This window comes from Sphingopyxis sp. L1A2A, from assembly GCF_005502465.1.
GTDB lineage: Bacteria > Pseudomonadota > Alphaproteobacteria > Sphingomonadales > Sphingomonadaceae > Sphingopyxis.
Map to the genome: position 1 here is coordinate 1 of NZ_SCOT01000039.1, position 15,091 is coordinate 15,091.

Below are 15,091 nucleotides of genomic sequence, written 5' to 3' on the forward strand. Positions count from 1 at the left end.
CGATGACGGCTCTGAGCCGTGCGCGGCATCAGATCGGAATCCCGCGCGGGATCAGATCGGAACGATGCGCGTGATCATGTCGGTATCCCTGCGCGGGATCGTCGGAATCCGCACCCTACTTCTTGGCGAGGCTCGCGACCGAAGCTTGCGATCGCTGTAGCTCGCCTCGAATGGCGTGCGTGGTCTTGGCGCTCCCGTGTAGAATCTGTCCCACAGGTTCCTCCGCTGCGATGGTGACAAATTTACACCATCCCATGCTGGGACCAAACATCTAGGGTTCTCCGCGCGCTTCAGGACGCCCAAAGGACGATCCGGCTGGTACGGACCAAGGCAAAAGAGTTAGCTATCGATCCGAAAAGAATTGGTGTTATGGGCTTCTCGGCGGGCGGCTATCTTGTCGCGCAAACCAGCAATATTTTCCAACCGGTCTACAAACCTATCGATGCGATCGACAACATAAGCAGCCGTCCCGACTTCGCCATTGCATTTTATCCCGGTCATCTGTGTCGCTCGGACGCCACGCTAGATCCCGGGATACGGGTAACGAAGAATACGCCGCCGACCTTCCTTCTCCCAGCTTGGGACGATCCGGTCGACGATATCTGCAATAGCACGCTCTATGCCCGTGCTCTGGACGGCGCAGGCGTGCCAACGGAAGTCCACCTATTCGCCAAGGGTGGACATGCCTTCGGTTTGCGGAAATCGGAGCACCCGATCGTTGCAGCGTGGCCGCCACTTGTCGAGAATTGGCTCGCAGAAATCGGCGCAATACAGTGCTGATTCTGGCCTAGCGACGCGAGATTCATCTCCTACGAACCGCTGGCTGGCCCACGACCCCATGGCGCCACTATCCTGTTCAACGGCCGGAGCGACTGGCGTCCCGCCCCAGCGGCAGCGATCGGTGTCAGAAAATCAAGCCCTCCGCATACACTTGGCCGAAATCCCCAACTTTCTATTTTGATCAATTGGTGCTGGCCTCGGGTCAGTACCAATTGCGCGATTGAGACTTGAGGCGACTTTGCCTGCCTTGAGGAGGCTATGCGCTACGAGATGTCGATGTTTCGGCCCCTGTTGCCGGCGCCGAGAAGCCGCTACCGGCCAATATTGGTATTAAAATGGTATTGCAGGTTTCCTTCAAGTGCATTACAAGTGGCCAACTCGATCGAGAGCCGTAATGGGAAGGGGTTTGGGCATGAGAGGGACAAGTTCGAAAATACGCTATGGCAGCTGCGCGGTCCTTGGGCTGGTTGCCGCCGCCACATCCGCTAGTGCTTTGGCGCAGGATGCACCAGTCGTGGCAGAGGATGACACTGCGATCATCGTTACCGGATCCCGGATCAAAAGCGCGGGCCTCTCTTCCACAAGCCCGATCAGTACGCTGGAGGGTGAACAGATCCAATTGCAGCGCGCTGTCACCATCGAAGACATTTCGGTAAAGATCCCGCAACTTGCCGGGGGTGTAAACTCGACATCGGTCGGCAGCGATGCCTTTGGTGCGCAGACCCTCGATTTGCGTAATCTCGGGCAAAATCGAACGCTGGTTCTGATCAACGGGACACGTGCCCTGCCGTTCAGTTTTCGCAACGCCGTCGATGTCAATTCCATACCGGCACCGCTTCTGAAGCGCGTCGATGTTTTGACGGGCGGTGCAGCCGCGGTGTACGGCGCCGATGCGGTCGCCGGCGTGGTCAATTTCATCATCAACGACGATTTCGAAGGGCTGCAAGCAAATATCAACTACCGCGCCGTCGCCGGTGGCGGATCGCAGAAGAGCGGCCATTTGATGGGCGGCATGAAGCTGGGGGATCGGGGCAGCATCGTCGGTTATGTGGAATATACCGATCGCGATCCGCTGCTCGCTGGCAACCGCCGTTTCGCAAGGAACGGCTCAGCGACGTTGCCGATCGGTGGCAATTTTACCGATGTCGCGAGCGGGCGTACGTTTTCTTATGATGCGAATGGCGCTTTCACGCTGACACCACAATCCACGGACTATACGCCGCTGTTTCTGCTTGCGCAGCCGCTCCGCCGTTTCAACGCCGATGCGTTCTTCAAATATGAGCTGTTTGACGGTGTCGAAACCTACGGCCGGATCATGTATTCCAAAGTTGAAACGCAAGGCGGCACGCGGTCGGGGCAGAACCCTCCGACGACCGGCACTGCGGGTGTAAATGTCCAGATTTCCGAGACCAATCCCTTCCTCGATCCGCAAGCGCGTGCGCAACTGACGTTCGTGAACGGCTTTGCCAACGTCAATGTCCGCCGTTCGCTTGGCGAGCTGGGGCCGACCGTTGCCGAGAACGAGCGGGACAATATCCAGGCCCAGATCGGTTTGCGCGGCGAAATTACGCCTGCCATCAGCTGGGATGCCTATTATCAATATGGCAGATCCAAGGAGTCGATTACGGTCAAAGGGGACGGCCTGAAGGCGAGTTTCGCGGGCCTGGTGAACACGACCGATATTTTCGGCCCGGGCGGCGATTTCACCAGTGTGCTGCAGGATTTCGACTTTGGCGACCGCAAGCGCACCCAGCAGGTGGCTTCGGCCTATATTGCAGGCGATACGAGCGATTTTTTCAGCGGTTGGGCGGGGCCGGTCGGATTTACGGTCGGCTATGAGTTCCGCAAAGAAACCGGGCGCTTTGCTTATGGTACCGATCTGGGGACATCGTTCAATCAGGGCGCTGAATCCGCTCCGCCGATCCCGCCGTTCGTCAAAGTCAACGAGCTGTTCGGTGAGCTGGTCGTACCGCTGCTCTCCAACGTTCCGCTGATCCAGCAGCTGAACGTCGAAGGTGCCTATCGGAAATCCTGGTATGCAAAATCAGTCGGTCCTGATCGCAGCTATGACACCAACAAGCTAGGCATCAACTGGACGGTAAGCGATGATCTGCGCTTGCGTGCAACCCGCCAAACGGTCATCCGCGATGCCAATATCGGTGAGTTTGCCAACCCGGTATTTTCGATTCCCTTCGCAAATCTGCGGACGGTTCCCCGGTTGTTTCCGCGTTATGCGGGCGATCCATGCGTCGGCGCGACGAATGCCGCGACCGTCACCCAATGTACCGCGCAAGGATATCGCGCGGCCTATGACGCGAACAATCCGGCCAATCTTACAGGCGGATATTTCTTTGGCGGCAATGCGAATATCGCGGCGGAGCAGGGCAAAACCTATACCGTGGGGGGAATATTCACGCCAAGTTTCATCCCCGGCCTCGGCCTTTCGGTCGATTGGTACAAGATCAGTATCCGCGATGCCGTCGGCCAGATCCAACCGATCGATGCAATCACAAGTTGTTATGTTACAGATCCCCGCGCCGACAACCCGTTATGCGCCGCGGTCACGCGCGATCCGGTGACAGGTTTCATCAAGGACGCTTTCGTCGACGATAGAAATCTCGCCTCGATCAGGCAGGAAGGTATCGATGTCGATTTCAAATACGACTTCGATGTCCCGTTCGGCTTGCCGGGCGACACATGGAGCCTTGGCTATCAGGGCAGCTTCGTGACCGACTACACGATCCAGCGTAACGCGGTGCTCACGCCGGTCGATTGCAAAGCCCGTTATGGCGCGCCGTGCTCGTCCGATCTCGTAACTCTGGTGGTACCCGATTACCGTCACCGGGCGACCTTCACCTGGGACAGCGAGCCGCTGACCGTGCAATTCGGCTGGAAGCGAATCGGATCGGTCAAAGACAGCACGGCGGGCAGCGTGGGCAGGATTGATGCGTTCGATTATTTCGATCTGAACATCGCGATTCGCCCGCCCATCGAAGGTCTTTCGCTCACATTCGGTATCGACAATATTTTTGCCAAGAAACCACCCATTGCGGTCAATCCGGGTGCATTCAACACATTCCCCGACACATATGACGTGCTTGGCAGGACCTTCGGCTTTTCGCTGACCATCCGCAGATAAGCTGTTGGCGGAGGAGCGAATGATCGGTTCGTTCCTCCGCCGCCGAAACCTTCATTCATCATGACATTCGCCTTGCGGACATTTAGGCTGCCGAGAATGGGGAGATTTGGCGAATGACGCCACTGCAGTTCACCGCGCTGGATTGGAGCATATTGGCGGGTTACGTTGGCATACTTGCGGCCGCCGGTTATTTTTCCACCCAGCGCAACATGCAGAATGCCGACGATTATTTCCTGGCCAGCCATCACGCGCCGACCTGGCTGGTGGCGGTGTCGGTATTGTCGACCGTCCAGTCGGCCGCCACTTTTCTCGGCGTGCCTGACAACAGTTTTCGAGGCAACTACACCTATCTCACCAGCACAATCGGCGCTTTGTTGGCCGCTTGGTTCGTTGCCAAGGTGCTCATTCCCAAATTTTATGCGATCGGCGCCACAACCGTTTATGAATTGCTCGAGCAGCGTTTCGATGTGACGGCCCGCAGGGCGGCGGGCGCCATGTATTTGGTGGGACGTATTTTCGCGAGCGGGGCCAGGCTTTATCTGGCGGCCATTGCCGTCTCGATGATCATGTTTCTCGATGTCGAGCCACAGCATATCGTGATCGCGTCGTTCACACTGCTCATATTCGGCCTCGCCTTTACCTTCATGGGTGGCCTGAATTCCGTGATATGGAGCGATCTGGTGCAGGTGGTCCTGTATGTCGGAGCGGCCATCATGGTGCTGGTCTTTCTGCTGGTCAAAATACCGGTCCCGCTACCGGAAATAGTCGATAGTCTGACCATGTCGCCGTCGGGAGACAAAACGCAGATCATTGACTGGTCGTTCAACTTGACGGCACCTTTCTCGATTTTTGCCGCTGTGACCGGGCTCGTGCTTCTGAATATCGGCAATTCGGGCCTCGACCAGGATACCACGCAGCGCCTGCTCGCTTGCGACAACGCCAAACATGGCAGCCGCGCGCTTTATGCGTCGGTCTGGGCGTCCATCCCGGTCATCCTGTTGTTTTTGGTCATCGGCTCGCTGCTGCACATATTTTACGAGCGACCCGATTTGATGGGCTCCGATGGGAATGAGGTGGTGCAGACGTTTCAGGGCGAGAAGATCACGGTCTTCATGCATTTCATACTCAGCGAGATCCCGCCGGGGCTCCGGGGTCTGGTGACCGTGGGCGTCATTGCGGCAGCGGCGATAAATTCGGGATTGATCTCGATGGCGGCCGTGCTGATCAACGATTTCTACCGGCCGTGGAAAGAGCAGCGCGGCGCTGCCAGTGAAAAGCACTTCATTCTGGCGGGACGCGTGACCACCGTGTTGCTGGGGCTGGCGCTCTTCGCGATGTCGATTCTGTGCTATTATTGGCAACGCTACAGCAGCCTGCCGCTGTTGGAATTCGTACTCGGCGTCATGGCGTTCGCATATTCAGGATTGCTCGGGGTCTATTTTACGGCATTATTCACGAATCGCGGATCGTCGACCTCTGTCATCGCTGCGTTGATTGCGGGCTTTCTTACCATCGTCGCTTTCCAGGGCTATGTGGTCGATACGCTGGGCCTGCCCGTCGCGATGAAAACTATAGCATTCCCGTGGCAGCTATGCGTCGGGACGGCCGTTGCGACGGTCGTGTGCCTGATCGGCTCTCAATCGAAGTCCGTCACACCGAGTATTGCAGATGCCTAATACAGAAAGCCTTAACCCGCGATTTGCCGACATCGACAGCTGGCCGACCATAGAAGCCGTCGAAGCGATGCTCGAGGGCCAGATGTCTGCCGTCGCTTCGTTAAAGAGCCAGACCCAGCAGATCGCCGCTGCCGCAGAGGCGGCCGCCGGGCGGCTGCAGAAGGGCGGCAGGCTTGTCTATGTCGGCGCCGGAACGTCGGGACGGGTTGCGGTTCAGGACGGCGTCGAGCTCGGGCCAACCTTCGGATGGCCCGCTGAGCGCCTGCTATATTTGATGGCCGGCGGGATCGACGCGCTGGTGAACAGTGCTGAAGGCGCAGAAGACGACGCCGACGAGGCCAGATCCAGGATCAGGGAATCGGGTATCAACGCCGACGATGTGGTGATAGGCGTCGCGGCCAGTGGCAGAACCCCCTTTACTATTGCGGCGTTGACCGCAGCCAGGGAAGCCGGTGCATTGACGATTGCCATCGCTAACAACGCCGAAACCGGGCTGCTTCACGCAGCGCAGCATGGTTTATTGGCTGCGACCGGTAGCGAAGCCATCGCCGGATCGACACGAATGAAGGCAGGAACCGCGCAAAAGGCGATCCTCAATCTTCTATCCACTGCGATTATGTTGCGGCTTGGCCGCGTGTATCGCGGGTTGATGGTGGACATGGTCATCTCGAATGAAAAGCTTTTGAACAGGGCTTTCGGCATTGTCAGAGCCTTGAGCAATTGCAGCGAGGCTGTTGCGGTCAACGCCGTGCATCTGGCCGACAATGATATCAAGACGGCGGTGCTGATCGCCTTGGGGAAAAACCCGGCCGAAGCAGCCGCGCTGTTGCACTACCATGGCGGCATATTGCGCGATGCGATCGAAGCGATGGACGGAAACGCGTCGTGAATTCGGTCTCGGCCCCTAGCAGCGAGCACAGCAATTCGCCGATTTATATCAAACTTGCCCATCGCTTGCGGCAGCAGATCGAGGATGGCGCGATCAGCGCAGGCGAAGCCCTTCCCTCCGAGCGCGATCTTTGCAAGATCATGGGCGCGTCGCGCGTCACCGTGCGCAAGGCGATCGAACTGCTGATCGAAGAAGGTTTGCTGTCGAGGCGTCAGGGATCCGGAACCTACGTGACGCCGCGCATTCAGGCTCCAGGCTCGTTTCTGAGCAGTTTCAGCGAAGATGCCGAGGCCCGCGGAGAGGCGACGGACACGATCTGGATCATGAAAGTGGTCGGTTTGGCGACCGAAGAGGAAGCGCGAATTCTGGAGTTGCCGAAAGGCGTCGAAGTGGCGCGGCTGAGCCGCGTTCGGATGGCGAACGGCGAGCCGTTGGCCATCGAGAATGCGGTTGTTCCCGCCGACATGCTACCCGACATCACGCATTTGGGAAATTCGCTTTACCAGGCGCTCGACCAGCGCGGCAACCGGCCGGTGACCGGCCAGCAGAAAATTCGCGCGGCGCTGGCGGGATCAACCGAAGCCAGCCTGTTGTCCATCCCGGAAAATACCGAAATCCTCCGGATCGAGCGGCTTACCCGCCGGGCAGACGGACGACCGGTAGAACTCACCCGTTCTGCCTATCGCGGCGAACGCTATGAATTTGTGAGCGAACTGCGCGGGCCGTTTGTGGTATTGTGAGGACGTCTGCCACCGATCGCGATCCATCGCTCGACAGCTTTCGCGGCATCGACGTGCTCCTGATGATCTTGGTGAACGTACAGGGGGATGGAGAGGCCGCATATGCGACGCTCCGGCACGCTGAATGGAACGGTCTGACATTTGCCGATCTGGTATTTCCGATATTCCTGTTGATCGTCGGGCTGTCGGCGCCGCTGGCGCTCGACAGGCCAGGCCATGTGTTTAGCTGGACAGCGGTTGGGCGGCGCGCGTTTCTGCTTTTCGTTATCGGCGTCCTATTGAGCTGGCTCATCAGGCCGACACTCGATCCTGAATTGATCCGGTGGACGGGCGTGTTGCAACGTATCGCGATTGTCTATCTGATCTGCGCCGCGGTCATCGTCGTCAGGCGCAGCGCCGTGCTGCCCATGCTGATCGCCGGACTGCTGCTCTTATTTCACTCGTGGATGCTGCTGAAGGTCGGAACGCCAGCAGGAGCGCCGCCGGGCATGGAACCCGGCGAGGGGGTCAGCGGGTGGCTCGATCAAAACCTTATCCCGGGCCGGGTGCTAAGGCAAAGCTGGGATCCCGAAGGCGTGTTATCGACGTTGAGCGCGGCGGCCAATGGTTTGATCGGCGTTGCTGTGATGCGCTGGATCAAGCACCATACGGTTTCCAACGCGCGCCTTGCGCTGGCGGGTTTTCTCCTGCTGGCCGCAGGACTGACGCTGACACCTGTGTTGCCGCTGAACAAAAATCTTTGGACCGCCAGTTTTGCGCTGATCACTTGCGGCATCGGGATTCTGTTCTGGGCATGTCTTAAATCGATATGGTCCACCATTGGCGGGAACAAGATCGCCCGATGGACCGCAAGTCTCGGCCAAGCTGCGCTTACGCTCTATGTCATTCATATGTTGCTGATCGCTATCATCGTCCGCGAGCTGCCGAGCGGCGCGACGATATGGGCGGTGACATATCAGGGTATCGCCTGCACCGGATTGCCGGGGCCAGTCACATCCCTGCTCTACGCCATTCTGGCCGCGGCGATTTCCTGCGCCATTCTTCCGCTGCTCAGACGGCGCGGATGGGTGCTCAAGGTTTAGAGCCTGTCTAGAAATATCTTGCCAGGGTTGAACAGGCCTGTCGGGTCCAGCGCATCCTTGATCCGCCGCATCGTCGCAACGCTGTCGGCGCCATGTTCGCGCTGCATCGCCAGCCGCTTACCCAGCCCGATGCCATGTTCACCCGTGCATGTGCCGCCTACCGAAAGCGCCTGATCGATTACGGCTTCATTGATGATGCGGGCCTTGTCCCAGCTGGCGGTATCGTCGGTTCGCAATATGAAGAAAATGTGGAAATTGCCGTCGCCGACATGGCCAAGGATCGGTGCAAAGAGGCCCGATGCTTCGATTGCGGTTTTGGCTCGGATGATTGCATCGCTCAGCTGGCTGATCGGCACGCAGACATCGGTGATCCAGGCGACGGCCCCGGGTACCATATTTTTGGCAGCCCACAGCGCCTGGTGACGCGCCTTCCATAGCGTATTCCGGTCTTCGGTCGCCGTCGCAAACTGAAGCTGGCCGCCGCCATTCCCCTCGCCGAACAGCCGAACGAGCGACAATTGATCGGCCACGCTGGCCTCCGATCCATGAAATTCAAGAAACAGCATCGGCTTTTCCGGCAACCTCAAAGCGCTTTGCCGGTTGCAGGCCCGGATGGCGGCCTCGTCGAGCAACTCCATCCGGGCAATCGGCACGCCCGACTGGATGGTCGCGATGACAGTGTCGACGGCCCCCTCGACACTGCCGAAGTCCCATGTTGCTGCAAGGATTTTGTCTGGTTGGCCATGCAGCCGCAAGCTGGCCTCGACAATCAGACCGAGCGTCCCCTCGGAACCGGTGAACAGGTGCGTGAGGTCATATCCCGAGGCGGACTTTCGCGCACGCGTTCCCGTCAGAACGAGGCTGCCATCGGCTGTCACCATCTTCAGTCCGAGAATATTCTCGCGCATGCTGCCGTAGCGGACGGTGGTCGTCCCCGATGCGCGCGTCGAGATCATGCCGCCGAGCGAGGCATTGGCACCCGGATCGACGGGGAAAAACAGGCCGGTGGCCCTGATATCTTCGTTCAGCTGTTCGCGCGTTACGCCGGGCTCGACGACGCACAAAAGATCGGCTGCACTGACCTCTATGATGCGGTTCATTCGGCTGAAATCGATGCAAAGACTGTCGGCATGGGTTGTCGCCGCATTGCCCTCCAGCGACGTTCCTGCGCCATAGGCGACGATCGACCAATGGTCTTCTGCGGCCCTTTGCACGAGCAGCTGGACCTCTTCGACCGTTGCGGGCTGAACGACCAATGACGGTGTCTGATGGGCGTGATGACCTTCGCTCTGGGCATATTGCGCTCGCGCCGAGGGCGCCGTGATAAGCCGTGAACCGAACCGGTCAGCAAGTGAGTTTACAAGGCTATCCATATAGTCTCCCTGAACCCGATAGCACCCTTGCGCTCGCACGTAAATTGGTATTATATAGGTATTATATGAAAAACCCGAAACGGACATTGATGTACCGCGAGGCGTCGCAAGCCAGCGACGTCGCGGCCCTGCAATATACCTTGAACGCGGAGATGATCGGCGACCTTGCTCAAAGGCTGCGCATGCTCGACCCGCAGATCATTTTCACTTGCGCGCGCGGAAGTTCCGATCATGCGGCGACCTACGCCAAATATCTGATCGAAACGCGGCTTCGGATTCCCGTGGTGTCGCAGGCGCCGTCGATCAGTTCTATTTATGGTGCCCCGCTGCTTCATATGAAAAATCAGCCGTTCATCCTCATATCGCAATCCGGCAAAAGTCCTGACCTCCTTTTGTCGGCAGAGGCGGCGCGCAAAGCCGGGGCGCTGGTCATCGCTTTTGTGAACGATATCGAATCGCCGTTGGCCGACCTCGCAGAAATCGTCGTGCCGCTCCATGCGGGACCAGAGAAAAGCGTTGCCGCAACCAAAAGCTATATCGCGACCCTATGCGCATTGGCGCACCTCGTCAGTGATTGGACCCGGGCGAGTGAAGCACGGGAAGCCGTAAAAATGCTTCCCCAGCTGTTGAACGCGGCCTGGGCCGATGACTGGTGTGCCGGGGTCGAGATGCTGCGGCATGCCGAGAGCATGTTCGTCCTCGGCCGTGGCCTGACGCTCGGCATCGCGCAGGAGGCGGCGCTCAAATTCAAGGAAACCAGCGGGATTCACGCCGAAGCGTTCAGTATGGCCGAGGTCGCGCACGGACCGATGGCGCTCGTAAAGTCCGGCTTTCCGCTGCTCATATTTCCGCCGGCGGATGAGGCCGCCGTGGGAATGGGGTCCATTGTCCAACAGTTCCTCGGTCGTGAGGCCCGAATAGCTGTCGTGGGCCGGCAATTTGATGGGGCTGTGTCGCTCGGGCTTCCCGAAAAACTCGATAGTGTCACCGCTCCAATCGCGATGGTGCAGACTTTTTATGCCATGGTGAATGCAATATCGGTGCAGCGAGGCTATGATCCGGATCGCCCGCCGCTGCTGCAAAAGGTAACCGAGACAATATGACCGAGACGGCTTTGGTAGGCGCTCGCATATTTGCGGGCGAAACATGGTATGACGGGCACGCGCTTGTTCTGAGCCACGGTCGGATTGAAATGTTGCTGCGCGCCCAGGACGTGCCGGATAACATGGCGGTGCAAACGCTTGATGGCGGCGTCCTTCTGCCCGGCTTTGTCGATACGCAGGTGAATGGCGGCGGCGGTGTCCTGTTCAACGACGCGCCGACCGTGGACGGTATAATCTCGATCGCTGAGGCTCACCGAAAATTCGGTACGACTGCGATGCTGCCGACTTTGATCAGCGACGATCTTGATGTCATCGCCAAAGCAATCGGTGCGGTAGATGATGCCATCCGGGCGGGCGTTCCGGGCATCGTCGGCATTCATATCGAGGGTCCGTTTCTCAATCCTCGCAAACATGGCATTCACGATGCCGGAAAATTCCGCGCCCTGGATGCCGACACCATCGCGCTTTTGTTGTCGCTGAAAAATGGCAGAACGCTGGTCACGCTGGCGCCCGAACTCGCTCCTGAAGGAGCCATAGCCGCGCTGGTGAAAGGCGGGGCCATTGTCGCTGCGGGGCATACACTGGCAACCTATGATGACATGCGGCGGGCGATCGGAGAGGGTCTGTCGGGCGTCACGCATTTGTTCAACGCGATGACACAGATGGAGAGCCGGGCGCCGGGTGTCGTGGGGGCGAGCATGGACAGCGGTCTGATCTGCGGCATCATTGCCGACGGACATCATGTCCATCCGGCGTCGCTCCGCGCCGCATATCGCGCAAAAGGCCGCAAGGAACTGATGCTCGTCACCGACGCCATGCCGCCGGTCGGCTCGGACATTACGTCCTTCACGGTCGGGGAAACCGCGGTGACGGCGCGTGAAGGGATGCTGCGATCGGATGATGGTACGCTCGCAGGTTCGGACCTTGATATGACCAGCGCATTGAGAAACTGCGTGGCGTTGATGCAGGTCGACCTCGGTTCGGCTTCGCAAATGGCGAGTGCGACGCCTGCCGACTTCATCGGCATCGGGAACGCTTATGGCCGGATATCGGAAGGCTATCGGGCCGACCTAGTCCATCTGGACGACGCGCTGAACATTCAGAATGTGTGGATCGCAGGTGACTTAGCATGATGCCGGAACTGGGTGTCATCGAGGGCTATTTTGGTCGGGCCTGGAGCTGGAAGGAGCGTCGCGACGTGATCGACCGGCTGGCACCGGCTGGCTATGCTTTCTTCCATTATGCGCCCAAGATCGACGGCAAATTGCGCCGTGAGTGGCGCCAATTGCATGATGACGCCGAAACGCAGAATCTGCAGCAATTCGCGCGGCATTGTGCAGCCCGCCACATGCGGTCGGGTATCGGGCTGACGCCTTATGGCGCGCATCTCGATTTTGACCGCAGCGCGCGGCAAGAATTGAAAGCCAAGATCGCTCATCTCGACACGATCGGTATCGACGATCTGGTTATTCTCTTCGACGACATGCGCGGCGATTTTGTCGATCTGGCGGAGCGACAGGCCGAAATCGTCGATTGCGCCATAGGGTCCAGCAAAGCGTCGCGTTTTTTCATGTGCCCGAGCTATTATTCGGACGACCCGCTGCTTGACCGCGTGTTCGGGCAACGGCCCGAATCATATCTGGAAAAGCTCGGCAAGCTGCTCGACCCTGCGATTTCGGTTTACTGGACTGGCGAGGAAATATGCTCGCGCGAATTCAGCATCGGCCATTTGGCCAGCGTCGCCGAACGGCTTGGCCGCAAACCGTCCCTTTGGGACAATTATCCCGTCAACGACGGACCGCGTATGTCGAACCATCTGCATTTGCGGTCATTCACGGGTCGTCCGGCAGCCGTAGGGCCATATTTGGCGCATCATGCGATCAATCCGGCGTCGCAGCCGATCCTGAGCTGCATTCCGGCGCTGACCTTGCCGTCATGCTATGCCAAAGACGACGCTTACAGTTACTCATCGGAATTTCTGAACGCAGCGACCAACATCGGCGGCGCCGAATTCGCGCTCATGCTTCAGCGCGATCTCCATGCGCTGGAGGATCGCGGTCGGTTGGGAATCGCCGCTGAGGTTACGGGATTCTGCCGCAAATATGCTGCCGTCGATACCCCTGCCGCCCGCGAGATTATCGACTGGCTGACGGGCGGTTATGCGATCACCGGCGAGATGCTCCGGACCCAATAGGGCGGCCTGCCAGGATTAGGGCTCCGTCGAGCGCATCGCCCAAAGCGTCCTGCAATTGCGCCACAATACGCACGCGCAACCATGGCCTCATTCGCTCGGCTAGCCCGCCCATCAGAACGCATCGCGGCGCACCACGCGATAGGATGGTTTCGATAAATCGCTCGACGTGCAGTGCCGCGTCGCGGACGATCGACAAGGCGATTTCATCGCCAAGGTCCGCATAGTCCATGACCAGCGGCGCAAAGCTGGCGTAATCGCCTGGCGCGGCATCATCCATCCAGGCGATCACTCGGGGAATCGCATGGTCGAATTGCTTGGTGACAGCTTGGCTTAACGGCGACGGCCTGGTCCGTCCGTCGAGCGCCCGCAACGCATGCCGGATGGCGCTAAGGCCAAGTGCCGCGCCGCTGCCTTCGTCGGATATCGGAAAGCCGTAACCGCCGATGCTGAAGCTGTCTTCGCCCCGTTTGACTAGGCCAACGCTGCCGGTTCCGATAATCAAAATTGCGCCATCACCTCCCATATGCGCGCCAAAATTGGCAATCATGGCGTCGCTGGTGAGCTGGACGTTGGCAAACGGAAAGGTCAGCGCCTGAATCTTCGGCTTCATGCCCATGCGCGTTATCCCTGCGATGCCCATCCCGCAGCGGATTTTGCCAGTATCTTCAGTGCTCAGCCCGGCAGCCTGGATGGCCTGCATCGATACGTCGAGCAATGTGGCGTGGAGAGCATCGAGGCCGATGCGGGTATTGGCTGGTCCCGCATGACCCGAACCCAGGATATTGCCATGCTCATCGGTCAACCTTGATTTGCTCGACGTGCCACCGGCATCGATTCCGAGAAATAACGTCATGCCGGGATTTTTCCAGCAGCCATCCGGTCGGGCCTTGTCAAAACGCCCCCGGACATGGGTTCAGCAACGCCTGTGGTGCCGGGATATGTTATCGGCAGGCCGTGGAGACAGCGATACGCCAGATAGGCAAATCCCTGCGCTTCGATCGCGTCGCCGTCCCAGCCCAGATCGTCCGTAAGCACCGTCGGGATTCCGGAATATTTCTTGATCATCTTGAGCATCGTATCGTTCTTGCGTCCTCCGCCACAGACAATCAAGCGTTGTGGTCTGGCAGGAAATTGCTGGAAGCCCAAGGCAACGGCTTTGGCAGAAAATGCGGTCAAGGTGGCAGCGCCGTCCGGCGCCGACAGGTCTGCTACCGGGTTTAGGTTGAAGTCTTTACGGTCCAGTGACTTGGGCGCTGGCGCAGAAAAGAACGGATGGTCCAGCATCGCGAGCAATGCACTTTCGTCGATCGTGCCATTGGCTGCGAATTCACCACCTGCGTCGAACGGATAGTTTGTTTTTTGACCCATCCAGTCATCGATCAACGCGTTCGCCATTCCACAATCAAACGCAACCAGCGCGCCGTCGGTGCCGATGAAGGTGAGGTTTGCTACGCCGCCAAGATTGAGCACCGCCACGGGCTGCGACGCATCTGAAAACAGCGCGCGGTGAAAGACGGGAATGAGAGGCGCGCCTTGGCCGCCGAACATGACATCGAAGTGGCGCATGTTCGACATTACCGGGATGTTCAGCCGGTTCGCCAAAAACTCCGGCTGACCGATCTGCCAGGTCCAGCCCAGATCAGCGCGGTGCGCGATCGTATGGCCGTGAAGCCCGATCACCGCGACCTCATTGGCTGGTACGCCGGCCGTTTCGAGCAAAGTTTCGACGGCAGCAAGATGGCGCTGATCCAGCAAATTTTCGCAATCGTCTATGGACTGGCTGGGTACACGCTGCGGATGTGCCATGGCCAAGTCGCAGGCATCCGCAATGACGGCTTTCAGATCATCGGGGTAGGGCTCAAACTGAAACGCCACCGCATCGACCGAATTGAGACCGTCGGTTTTGATCAGCGCAGCGTCAACCCCGTCGCGCGAGGTTCCCGACATAAGTCCTACAACAAATTGCATCGCCATCATGCCCATCCAAGATTGGTATTGGATTGGTATATATTAATTGAAGGCTTTGGTCTAGGCTAATGTCGGACCACAATGACGCCACTCAATCCTCCGCTGGCCAGCAAAGCGCATTTGCCGCCGGATTGCAGCCATGTGATG

General features: G+C 58.7%; 12 protein-coding genes and 1 pseudogene. 9 read left to right on the plus strand and 4 right to left on the minus strand.

The annotated features are described in order from the left end of the window. Positions 1 to 118: 118 nt before the first annotated feature. A pseudogene (locus FFS68_RS15520) lies at positions 119 to 214 on the minus strand (IS481 family transposase); the annotation flags it as partial. A 35-nt stretch (positions 215 to 249) separates the two neighbouring features. Between FFS68_RS15520 and FFS68_RS15525 the strand changes: the two are divergent. The 6 genes from FFS68_RS15525 to FFS68_RS15550 all read left to right on the plus strand — a co-directional run bounded on the left by FFS68_RS15525 (position 250) and on the right by FFS68_RS15550 (position 8,306). After that, on the plus strand, positions 250 to 780 hold the full coding sequence (locus tag FFS68_RS15525) for an alpha/beta hydrolase (protein WP_283214607.1): 531 nt from the start codon (positions 250 to 252) through the stop codon (positions 778 to 780). A gap of 412 nt (positions 781 to 1,192) precedes the next feature. Further along, positions 1,193 to 3,919: a TonB-dependent receptor plug domain-containing protein gene (locus tag FFS68_RS15530; protein WP_171003914.1), complete on the plus strand. Its 2,727-nt coding sequence runs from the start codon at positions 1,193 to 1,195 to the stop codon at positions 3,917 to 3,919. Between the two features lie 113 nt (positions 3,920 to 4,032). Next, positions 4,033 to 5,595, plus strand: coding sequence for a sodium:solute symporter (locus FFS68_RS15535; RefSeq protein WP_137754106.1), 1,563 nt, complete (start codon positions 4,033 to 4,035; stop codon positions 5,593 to 5,595). After that, positions 5,588 to 6,484: an N-acetylmuramic acid 6-phosphate etherase gene (locus tag FFS68_RS15540; protein WP_137754107.1), complete on the plus strand. Its 897-nt coding sequence runs from the start codon at positions 5,588 to 5,590 to the stop codon at positions 6,482 to 6,484. Before FFS68_RS15535 ends, FFS68_RS15540 begins: the two co-directional genes overlap by 8 nt. Then, the gene (locus FFS68_RS15545; protein ID WP_137754108.1) at positions 6,481 to 7,224 is read left to right on the plus strand and encodes a GntR family transcriptional regulator; all 744 of its coding nucleotides are present in this window, start codon (positions 6,481 to 6,483) and stop codon (positions 7,222 to 7,224) included. The genes FFS68_RS15540 and FFS68_RS15545 overlap by 4 nt, the downstream gene beginning before the upstream one ends. Next, positions 7,221 to 8,306 carry a heparan-alpha-glucosaminide N-acetyltransferase domain-containing protein gene (locus FFS68_RS15550; RefSeq protein WP_137754109.1) on the plus strand — a complete coding sequence of 362 codons (1,086 nt, stop codon included), beginning with the start codon at positions 7,221 to 7,223 and terminating at the stop codon, positions 8,304 to 8,306. The genes FFS68_RS15545 and FFS68_RS15550 overlap by 4 nt, the downstream gene beginning before the upstream one ends. Here the strand turns inward: FFS68_RS15550 and FFS68_RS15555 are convergent. Continuing rightward, positions 8,303 to 9,679, minus strand: a complete 1,377-nt coding sequence (locus FFS68_RS15555) for an FAD-linked oxidase C-terminal domain-containing protein (RefSeq protein WP_137754110.1) — start codon at positions 9,677 to 9,679, stop codon at positions 8,303 to 8,305. The two genes, FFS68_RS15550 and FFS68_RS15555, sit on opposite strands and share 4 nt — an antisense overlap. A 65-nt stretch (positions 9,680 to 9,744) precedes the next feature. Between FFS68_RS15555 and FFS68_RS15560 the strand changes: the two genes are divergently transcribed. Genes FFS68_RS15560 through FFS68_RS15570 form a run of 3 tightly spaced genes read left to right on the plus strand, consistent with a single transcriptional unit; the run spans position 9,745 to position 12,976 of the window. Further along, the gene (locus FFS68_RS15560) at positions 9,745 to 10,782 is read left to right on the plus strand and encodes an SIS domain-containing protein (RefSeq protein WP_137754111.1); all 1,038 of its coding nucleotides are present in this window, start codon (positions 9,745 to 9,747) and stop codon (positions 10,780 to 10,782) included. After that, positions 10,779 to 11,915, plus strand: a complete 1,137-nt coding sequence (gene nagA, locus FFS68_RS15565) for an N-acetylglucosamine-6-phosphate deacetylase (RefSeq protein ID WP_137754112.1) — start codon at positions 10,779 to 10,781, stop codon at positions 11,913 to 11,915. Before FFS68_RS15560 ends, nagA begins: the two co-directional genes overlap by 4 nt. After that, complete coding sequence (locus tag FFS68_RS15570; protein ID WP_137754113.1) at positions 11,912 to 12,976, plus strand: beta-N-acetylglucosaminidase domain-containing protein; 1,065 nt, start codon at positions 11,912 to 11,914, stop codon at positions 12,974 to 12,976. The genes nagA and FFS68_RS15570 overlap by 4 nt, the downstream gene beginning before the upstream one ends. Here FFS68_RS15570 and FFS68_RS15575 read toward each other — a convergent pair. Together FFS68_RS15575 and FFS68_RS15580 are read right to left on the minus strand one after the other, a co-directional pair. Next, complete coding sequence (locus FFS68_RS15575) at positions 12,948 to 13,829, minus strand: BadF/BadG/BcrA/BcrD ATPase family protein (RefSeq protein WP_137754114.1); 882 nt, start codon at positions 13,827 to 13,829, stop codon at positions 12,948 to 12,950. The two genes, FFS68_RS15570 and FFS68_RS15575, sit on opposite strands and share 29 nt — an antisense overlap. Continuing rightward, positions 13,826 to 14,950, minus strand: a complete 1,125-nt coding sequence (locus tag FFS68_RS15580) for an anhydro-N-acetylmuramic acid kinase (protein ID WP_349290390.1) — start codon at positions 14,948 to 14,950, stop codon at positions 13,826 to 13,828. The genes FFS68_RS15575 and FFS68_RS15580 overlap by 4 nt, the downstream gene beginning before the upstream one ends. Positions 14,951 to 15,091: the final 141 nt, after the last annotated feature.

Coding starts and splice junctions, on each gene's coding strand:
- FFS68_RS15530 (WP_171003914.1), top strand. CDS start 1,193: ATGAGAGGGACAAGTTCGAAAATACGCTATGGCAGCTGCGCGGTCCTT.
- FFS68_RS15535 (WP_137754106.1), top strand. CDS start 4,033: ATGACGCCACTGCAGTTCACCGCGCTGGATTGGAGCATATTGGCGGGT.
- FFS68_RS15540 (WP_137754107.1), top strand. CDS start 5,588: ATGCCTAATACAGAAAGCCTTAACCCGCGATTTGCCGACATCGACAGC.
- FFS68_RS15555 (WP_137754110.1), bottom strand. CDS start 9,679: ATGGATAGCCTTGTAAACTCACTTGCTGACCGGTTCGGTTCACGGCTT.
- FFS68_RS15560 (WP_137754111.1), top strand. CDS start 9,745: ATGAAAAACCCGAAACGGACATTGATGTACCGCGAGGCGTCGCAAGCC.
- nagA (WP_137754112.1), top strand. CDS start 10,779: ATGACCGAGACGGCTTTGGTAGGCGCTCGCATATTTGCGGGCGAAACA.
- FFS68_RS15570 (WP_137754113.1), top strand. CDS start 11,912: ATGATGCCGGAACTGGGTGTCATCGAGGGCTATTTTGGTCGGGCCTGG.
- FFS68_RS15575 (WP_137754114.1), bottom strand. CDS start 13,829: ATGACGTTATTTCTCGGAATCGATGCCGGTGGCACGTCGAGCAAATCA.
- FFS68_RS15580 (WP_349290390.1), bottom strand. CDS start 14,950: ATGGCGATGCAATTTGTTGTAGGACTTATGTCGGGAACCTCGCGCGAC.